The organism is Paenibacillus elgii NBRC 100335, from assembly GCF_004000865.1.
Taxonomy (GTDB): domain Bacteria; phylum Bacillota; class Bacilli; order Paenibacillales; family NBRC-103111; genus Paenibacillus_G; species Paenibacillus_G elgii.
This window is the reverse complement of sequence record NZ_BIMB01000094.1, coordinates 1-9,810: the sequence shown is the minus strand read 5'-3', so window position 1 is coordinate 9,810 and position 9,810 is coordinate 1. Positions and strand designations below refer to the sequence as shown.

Sequence of the window (9,810 nt, the reverse complement as noted above, 5' to 3'; positions counted from 1 at the left end):
AGACGTCTCGCGGACCGTCGGCTGGTTTACGAGCCAATTTCCGGTCGTGTTGGAGATGCAGCAGGACGAGTCTATCGGGCAGCGGATCAAGCGGGTGAAGGAAGGGCTGCGCCACATTCCGAACAAAGGGATCGGGTACGGCATCCTGCGATATTTGTCCGCGCCGCAAGAGGGTGTGAAGTTTGCCGTCGAGCCGGAAATCAGCTTCAACTATCTCGGCCAATTCGATCAGGATTACAAAGACAATGACTTGGAGTCTTCGGCTTATTCCGGGGGCATGCCGGTCAGTGAAATTGCCGCTTTGGATTTTGCATTGGATATGAACGGGATGGTGTCGGAGGGCGAGCTTGTTTTAACGATCCTGTACGGCACGACCCAGTACCGCCGGGAAACGGTAGAGCGGCTGGGCGGGCTGCTGCAATCCAGCCTGCGGGAGATCATCGCGCACTGCGTGGCGAAAGAGCGGCCCGAGCTGACGCCGAGCGACGTGCAGTTCAAGGGGCTGACCTTGGAGGAGCTGGAGCAGTTGGCCGAGCAAACCCAAGCGCACGGCGAGCTGGAGAACGTATACGCGCTTTCGCCAATGCAGAAGGGCATGCTGTTCCACAGCCTGATGGATGGGGAATCGGGAGTCTATTTCGAGCAGGCGTCGTTTGATCTGCAAGGCCGCTTCGATGTCGCCGTGTTCGGCAAGAGTCTGGAACTGCTGGTGCAAAGGCACGGGGTGCTGCGGACGAATTTCTACACGGGCTGGAAGGACGAGCCGCTGCAGGTCGTCTACCGGAACCGGGGCAGCGAGTTCCTCGTTCGCGACCTGCGCGATATGGAGGAAGCGGAGCGCGCAGCAGCTGTCGAAGCTTTCACGCGGGACGATAAGGCCCGGGGCTTCGATCTTGCGAGCGATTCGCTAATGCGCGTGGCGATTTTGCGCATCGGGGAGGAAACGTACCGCTTTGTTTGGAGCTTCCATCATATTTTAATGGACGGCTGGTGCTGGTCTCTGGTCACGAGCGAAGTATTCCGCATTTACTTCGCGCTCAGCGCGAACCGGGAGCCGGAGCTTCTCCCCGTACCACCTTACAGCGAATATATCGCATGGCTGGAACGGCAGGATCAAGCCGAAGCGTCCTGCTACTGGAGTGGCTACTTAGCCGGATACGAGGAGCAAACGATGCTGCCGAAGGGCAAGCCGCAGGAAAAAGCCGGCTACGCGTCCGCGGACCTGGAATTCGATCTGGGCCGGGAGCTGACCGGGCGGATCAATCGGATCGCCCAGCAGCATCAGGTTACGATCAGCACGCTGATGCAGACCGTTTGGGGCCTTCTGCTCCAAAAATACAACGGCAGCCGGGACGTTGTGTTCGGCAATGTCGTCTCCGGGCGGCCGGAGGACATTCCGAACGTCGAAAACATGGTCGGGCTGTTCATCAATACGGTTCCGGTGCGCATCCGCTGCGAGGCCGAATCTACCTTTGCAGAGGTGATGGCATGGAATCAGGAGCAGTCGATCGCCTCCCATGCCTACGATACGTATCCGCTCTATGAGATTCAGGCGCTGACAGAGCAAAAGCAGGATTTGATCAGTCACATCATGATTTTCGAGAACTATCCGATGGAGGAGCAGCTTGAGCAATTGGGCGAGGACGGGGCAAGCTTTACGATTAAGGGGATTGAGTCGGTCGAACAGACGAACTACGACCTGAACCTTGTCGTCCTGCCAGGCGAATCGATCCATATTTTCTACGGATACAATGCGCTGGCGTTCGATCGTGCCGATATCGAGCAGATGTACGGGCATCTCGTTTATGTGCTGGAACAAATCGCGGCGAATCCGCAAATCCGCGTCAGCGAGCTGGAAGTGGTGACGCCGCATGAAAAAGCGCAGATCAACGAAGTGTTCAACGCGACGGCGGCGGACTCCCCGCGGGAGCAGACGATTCACGGCTTGATCGAAGCGCAGGCGGAGCGTACGCCGGATCATACCGCTGTCTACTTCGAAGGCGAGCGGCTGACGTACCGTGAGCTGAACGAGCGGGCGAACCGGCTGGCGCGTACGCTGCGGGACCGCGGCGTAACGAAGGACCGCCTCGTCGGACTGATGACCGAACGGTCGCTGGACCTAATTGTCGGCATCGTCGGTATCCTGAAAGCCGGGGGCGCATACGTGCCGATCGATCCGGAATATCCGGAGGAGCGCATCCGCTATATGCTGGACGATTCGGGTACGGAGCTGCTTCTGGTGCAAAGCCATTTGCGGGATCGAGTTGCGTTCGCGGGGACCGTCATCGAGCTGGATGCGGCGGAAGCGTACAGCGAAGACGGCTCGAACCTGGCGCCGGTATCAGGACCGGATGATTTGGCTTATGTCATCTATACGTCGGGAACGACGGGCAAGCCGAAAGGGGTCATGGTCGAGCATCACGGATTGTGCAACCTGAAGACGTACTACGACCATACGCTGCATATCGGGCTGCAGGATAAAATTCTCCAGTTCGCGAGCTACTCGTTCGACGCCGCTTGCTGGGAGTTTTTCCAAGCGTTGTTCTGCGGAGCAGTGCTGTATATCCCGACGTCGCAGACCATCCAGAACTACCGGTTGTTTGAAGACTATATGGCTGAGCACGGCATCACCGTCGCGGCGCTGCCGCCGACCTACGCAGTTTATTTGGACCCGGACCGCATGCCAAGCCTGCGCATCTTGTTCACGGCCGGTTCGGCTTCTTCGACGGAGCTGATCCAGAAGTGGAAAGACCGGGTGATGTATTTTAACGGATACGGTCCGACGGAAAACTCCATAGCGACGTCGATCTGGCCGGTCTCGACGGACCCGATGGCGGACCGGATCGTTTCCATCGGCCGTCCCGTTCCGAATCACCGCGTATACATGGTGGACCCGTACGGACATTTGCTGCCGGTCGGCGTGGCTGGAGAGCTGTGCGTCGCGGGAGCGGGTCTTGCCCGGGGTTACCTGCACCGTCCGGAGCTGACGGCCGAGAAGTTCGTGATGAGCCGGTTCGCGGAAGGCGAGCGGATGTACCGGACTGGGGACCTGGCGCGCTGGATGCCGGACGGCAAGATCGAGTATTTGGGCCGGATCGACCATCAGGTCAAAATCCGCGGCTACCGGATCGAGCTTGGCGAGATCGAGGCGCAGATTATGAAGGCGGCGTCCGTGCAGGAAACGATCGTGATCGCGCGTGAGGACGCGTCCGGGCAAAATCAGCTGTGCGCGTACTACGTGGCGGACCGGGAGTTGGCCGTGAGCGAGCTGAGAAGCGCGCTGGCGGCGGAGCTGCCGAACTACATGGTGCCGTCGTATTTCGTGCAGCTGGAGCAAATGCCGCTGACGCCGAACGGCAAAATCGACCGCAAGGCGCTGCCTGCACCGGAGGAAAGTCTGCTGGGCGGAGCGGCCTATACAGCGCCGCGCACGGCAATGGAGCAGACGCTCGTCTCGGTATGGCAGGCTGTGCTGGGGTCGGACCGGATCGGGATTTTGGACAATTTCTTCGATCTCGGGGGCGACTCGATCAAGGCGATTCAGGTGGCTTCCCGATTGCTGCAATCCGGCTACAAGCTGGAGATGAAAAACTTGTTCGCGCACCCGACCGTCGCCGAGTTGAGCGGCTATGTGCAGTTGGCCGGCCGGATGGCGGATCAAGGGGATGTCCGCGGAGAAGTGAAGCCGACGCCGATTCTGCACTGGTTCTTCGAGCAGCGGTTTGCCGAGCCGCATCATTTTAACCAGGCGGTCATGCTTCATCACGAGCACGGCTTTGACGAGACGGCGCTCCGTCAGGCGGTGACGAAGCTCGCGGAGCATCACGACGCGCTGCGACTAGTCGTGCGCGAGAACGGCAGCGGACAGTTTACTCTGCTGAACCGCGATGCCGGCGAGGGCGAGCTGTACAGTCTGGATGTCATCGACTTCCGGGGACAAACAGACTTCGCGGAAGCGCTCGAAGCGAGAGCGAGCGAAATCCAAAGCGGCATCGACCTGAGCGAAGGGCCGCTCATGAAGCTGGGGCTGTTCCGCTGCGACGACGGAGACCACCTGCTGATCGCCATTCACCACTTGGCGGTGGACGGGGTATCGTGGCGCATTTTGTTCGAGGATCTGGCGACCGGCTATGAGCAAGCCGTCAAAGGCGAGGCGATCCGCCTCCCGCAGAAGACGGATTCCTTCCGGACCTGGGCGGAGCAGCTGTCGCACTATGCGAACAGCCCGGACATGGACCGCGAACGTGAATATTGGCGGCAAATCACGCAAACGGAACAGCTTCCGCTGCCCAAGGATACCGCTACAAGCGGACAGGCAGGGATGGCCTTCCGGGATAGCGAGACCATCACGGCACAATGGACGGCTGAGGAAACGGAGCAGCTGCTGAAGCAGGCGCACCGTGCGTACAACACGGAAGTAAACGATCTGCTGCTGACGGCGCTGGGCATGGCGGTTCATGCCTGGACTGGCATGGAGCGGGTGCTCGTCAATCTGGAAGGGCACGGTCGCGAAGCGATCCTGCCGGAGCTCGACATTACGCGCACTGTCGGCTGGTTTACGAGCCAGTACCCGATCGTGCTTGAGGCCGGAGCGGGCCGAAACGTATCGCAGTCGATCAAGCGGGTGAAGGAAGGGCTGCGCCGCATTCCGAACAAGGGAATCGGCTACGGCATCCTGCGCTATTTGTCCGACTGCCGGGAGAGTGACAGCTTCGGGGTCGAGCCGGAAATTAGCTTCAACTATCTCGGACAATTCGATCAGGACGCGCAGAATAGCGCGATAAGGGTTTCGCCGTATACGGGCGGCGAATCGGTAAGCGGCAGCACTGTGATTAAGCATGCGCTGAATGTCAGCGGGATGATTTCGAACGGCGCGCTCTCGTTGGATCTCCGTTACGACGGTCACATGTACCGGAAGGAGACCATGGAGAAGCTGGCCGGACTGCTGAAGGCAAGCCTGCGGGAAGTGCTCGCGCATTGCGTGGCGCAAGAACGGCCGGAGCTGACGCCGAGCGATGTCCTGTTCCAAGGGCTGACGGTGGAAGAGCTGGACGCGATTGCGGAACAAACCCGACATGTAGGCGAAATCGAGAACGTGTACGCGCTGACGCCGATGCAAAAGGGCATGCTGTTCCACAGCCTGATGGAGCCGGACTCGGGAGCGTACTTCCAGCAAGCCGCCTTCGACTTGCTCGGAGATTTTGACGCCGGTCTGTTCATCCGCAGCTTGGATCTGCTCACCGCGCGGCACGAAGCGCTGCGTACGAACTTCTACACCGGCTGGAAGGAAGAGCCGCTGCAGATCGTTTACCGTCATAAGAGCAGTGAAGTCTGCGTGGAAGACCTGCGCGGCATGGGAGAAGCTGAGCGGGAGTCGTATATCGCCGAGTTCACGAGCCGTGACAAAGCGCGGGGCTTCGATCTTGCGCAGGATGCCTTGATGCGCGTTTCCATTCTGCGCACCGGCGAAACGGCCTACCGCTTTATCTGGAGCTTCCATCATATCGTGATGGACGGCTGGTGCTTGTCGCTGGTGACGAGCGAGGTGTTCGGCGCTTATGATGCGCTGGCGGAGCAGCGTGAGCCGGAGTTTGCCGAGGTCACTCCGTTCAGCCGCTACATCGAATGGCTGGAACGGCAGGACGTCCGGGAGGCAGCAGCGTACTGGAAAGCGTATTTGGCTGGCTACGAGCAGCAGACGCTGCTGCCGAAAACCGGCTTGGAGCAAGGGCAGACGGCAGGCTATGCGCCGGAGCAGCTGACCTGCGAGCTCGGCCAAGAGCTGAGCGAGCGGATGAACCGGGTTGCGAAGCAGCACCAGGTGACGATCAATACGCTGATGCAGACCGCTTGGGGCGTGCTTTTGCAGAAGTACAACAACAATCGCGACGTCGTATTCGGCAGCGTCGTGTCGGGACGTCCCGCAGATATTGCGGGCGTGGAAAGCATGATCGGGCTGTTCATCAACACGATTCCGGTCCGCATTCAAACCGAAGCGGCAACGACCTTCGCGGAAGCGATGAGAAGAACGCAGGAGCAAGCGCTCCGCTCGGGCGGCTACGATACGTTCCCGCTCTACGAGATTCAGGCGCTGACCGAACAGAAGCAGGATTTGATCAACCATATTATTGTATTTGAAAACTTCCCGGTGGAGCAGCAGGTGGAACAGCTTGGAGACGGCGGAAAGGCTGCCTTTGCCATCGCGAACGTCGAAATCGCGGAGCAAACGAACTACGATCTGGACCTGATTGTTATGCCGGAGGAATCGATTCAAGTCGTATTCCGCTACAACGCGCGGGTATACGATCAGGCGACGATCGACCGGATGCGCGGACATCTGGTCCGCATCATGGAGCAGGCGGTGGCCGATCCGAACGTTCCGGTGAGCGGGCTGGAGCTGGCGACAGCCGAAGAACAAGCACAGATTTTACAGGTCTGGGGCGATACGGATGCCGATTATCCGAAGGATAAGACGCTTCACGCGCTGTTCGAGGAGCAAGCGGAGCGGACGCCGGACCGGGTAGCCGTGGTGTTCGAGGACGAGCAGTTGACCTACTGCGAGCTGAACGAGCGGGCAAACCGACTGGCGCGTACGCTGCGGGCCGAAGGCGTACAGCCGGATCAGCCTGTAGGCATCCTGATCGAACGCTCGCTGGAGATGATCGTGGGCATCTACGGCATTCTGAAAGCCGGAGGCGCGTATGTGCCAATCGATCCGGAGTATCCGGAGGAGCGCATCCGCTACATGCTGGACGATTCGGGAGCGCAGCTATTGCTGACGCTGAGCCGTTTGCGGGATCGCGTTGTGTTCGGCGGCAAAACGTTGGAGCTGGACGATGCGGCAGTTTATGACGCGAACGGTTCGAACCTGGGGCCAGCCGCAGGACCGACTCATTTGGCTTACGTCATCTACACGTCGGGCTCGACCGGCAAGCCGAAAGGGGTCATGATCGAGCATCATTCGGTCCTCAACCGGATTTTGTGGATGCATGAAAAATATCCGATCGGCGAAGCAGATACCATTTTGCAGAAAACGACGTTTACATTCGACGTGTCGGTATGGGAGCTGTTCTGGTGGTCGCTGGTCGGCTCGAAAATGTGCCTGCTGTCCGTCGGCGGCGAAAAGAGCCCGGAACGTCTTTTGGAGGCGATCGGCCGCTATGGCGTCACCACGATGCACTTCGTGCCGGCCATGCTGCACGCCTTCCTGGAATATGCCGTGGAGCAGCCGGCCGAACTCCTTCGCGAGAAGCTGGGGACGCTGCGTCAAGTGTTTGCGAGCGGCGAAGCGCTGCCGGCGCAGCACGTAGCCCGCTTCCAGCAAGCGGTCGCTTCGATTCGCGGGGCGAGATTGATCAACCTGTACGGTCCGACGGAAGCGACGGTCGACGTTTCGTACTTCGACTGCGAGCCGGACGGTGAGTACCCGATGGTGCCGATCGGCAAGCCGATTCACAACACCCGGCTGTACATCGTGGAGGAAGGAACGACCCGCTTGCAGCCGATCGGCGTAGCCGGAGAGCTGTGCATCGCCGGCGTCAACGTGGCGCGAGGCTATTTGAACCGGCCGGAGCTGACCGCCGAGAAATTTGTGCCGAATCCATTCGTACCGGGCGAGCGGATGTACCGGACGGGAGACCTGGCGCGGTGGATGCCGGACGGAAACATCGAATATTTGGGCCGGATCGACCATCAAGTCAAAATCCGCGGCTACCGGATCGAGCTGGGCGAGGTGGAAGCGCACGTGTTGAGCGCGGAAGCCGTGCAGGAAGCGGTCGTGGTCGCGCGGGAAGACGGAGCGGGCCAGAAGCTGCTCTGCGCGTACTTCGTGGCGGACCGCGAGGTAGCGGTGAGCGAGCTGAGAAGCGCGCTGGCGGCGGAGCTGCCGAGTTATATGGTGCCGACCTACTTCGTACAGCTGCCGTCCATGCCGCTATCGCCAAACGGGAAAATCGACCGCAAGGCGCTGCCTGCGCCGGAAGGAAGCGTGCAGACGGGCGTGGACTATGTCGCGCCGCGGACGTGGGTGGAAGCGAAGCTGGTGCAGATTTGGCAGGAGGTATTGGGGGCTGCGCATGTCGGAGTGAAGGAAAACTTCTTTGACATCGGCGGGCATTCGCTCCGGGCGACGACACTGGCTTCGAAAATTCACAAAGAGCTGAACAAGCAGTTGCCGCTGCGCAGCATCTTCGAATATCCGACGGTCGAGCAACTGGCGCGGGTGATCGAGGAAATGGAGCAGGTGGCGTATGCGTCCATCCCGGTGACGGCCGAAAGCGAGTACTACCCGGCGTCTTCGGCGCAGAAGCGGCTGTACGTGCTGAACCAACTGGAAGGCGAGGCACTCAGCTACAACATGCCGTCGGTGCTGACGGTAGAAGGCCCGCTTGACCGCGGGCGGGTGGAAGAAGCGTTCCACCGGTTGATCGCCCGTCACGAGACGCTGCGGACCGGTTTCCGGTTGATCGATGGCGAGCCGGTGCAGCGGGTGGTTGCCGCCGAAGAGGTGTCGTTCCGCCTGGAGGTTGTGAAGGCGGACGAAAAAGAAGTGGAAGCGCATATCCGCCGCTTCGTACGGGCATTCGATCTGGAGCAGGCGCCGCTGCTGCGCGCAGGCTTGATCGAGCTGGGAGCGGACCGTCATCTGCTGATGCTCGATATGCATCACATCATCTCTGACGGCGTGTCGATGGGCGTGCTGACCGACGAATTCGTGCGGCTGTACGGAGGCGAGGAGCTGCCGCCGCTGCGGATACAGTACAAGGATTACGCGGCGTGGCAGCAGGCGGACGTGCACGGCGAGTGGATGAAGCGTCAGGAAGCGTACTGGCTGGACGTGTTCCGCGGGGAACTCCCGGTGCTGGATCTGCCGACGGATTATCCGAGACCGGCGGTGCGCAGCTTCGAGGGAGACACGGTGACATTCACCCTCGGCCAGGCCGGAAGCGAACGGCTCCGGCAGTTGGCGGCACAAACGGGCTCGACGCTATACATGGTGCTGCTGGCGGCGTACATGACGCTGCTGCACAAATATAGCGGGCAGGAAGATGTCGTTGTGGGCACGCCGATTGCAGGCCGTCCGCATGCCGACCTGGAGCCGGTGATCGGGATGTTCGTCAACACGCTGGCGCTGCGGAGCTATCCGGCGGGCGAGAAGACGTTCCTCGGCTATTTGCAGGAAATCAAGGAGCACGCGCTCAAGGCGTACGAGAACCAGGATTATCCGTTCGAGGAGCTGGTGGAGAAGCTGCAGGTGAAGCGGGATATGAGCCGCAGTCCGCTGTTCGACACGATGTTCGTGCTGCAAAATACGGAGGAAGGCGAACTGGGCATCGAAGGCTTGACGTTCAAGCCTTACCCGAGCGGCCACGATGCAGTGAAATTCGACTTAACGCTCAACGCCGCCGAAGCGGAGGATGAGCTGCAGTTCAGCCTGCGGTATGCCGGAGCGCTGTACAAGCGCGAAACGGCGGAACGGATGGCGGGCCACTTCGTCCGGCTGCTTGAGGCCATTGCGGACAGCCCACAGGCGAAGCTGGCGGAGCTGGAGATGATCACGCCGAAGGAAGCTGCTCAGCTTCAGACGGAGTTTAACGCTACGGCGGATGACCGTTATCCGCAAAACAAGACGCTGTATGTGGTCTTCGAGGAGCAGGTCGAACGGACGCCGGAACGGATAGCCGTGGTGTTCGAGGGTGAACAATTGACCTACGGCGAGTTGAACCAGCGGGCGAACCGCGTGGCTCGCGTACTGCGGGCGCATGGGGTGACGGCGGATCAGCCGGTGGCGATGCTGGTGGAGCGGTCGCT

Annotated in this window: 1 protein-coding gene; it reads left to right on the top strand. The window is 60.4% G+C overall.

Going from position 1 to position 9,810, the window contains the following annotated elements; genetic code table 11:
- The coding region (locus tag PEL01S_RS33585) for a non-ribosomal peptide synthetase (protein WP_127463274.1) at nucleotides 1–9,810 on the top strand (9,810 nt) is incomplete at both ends.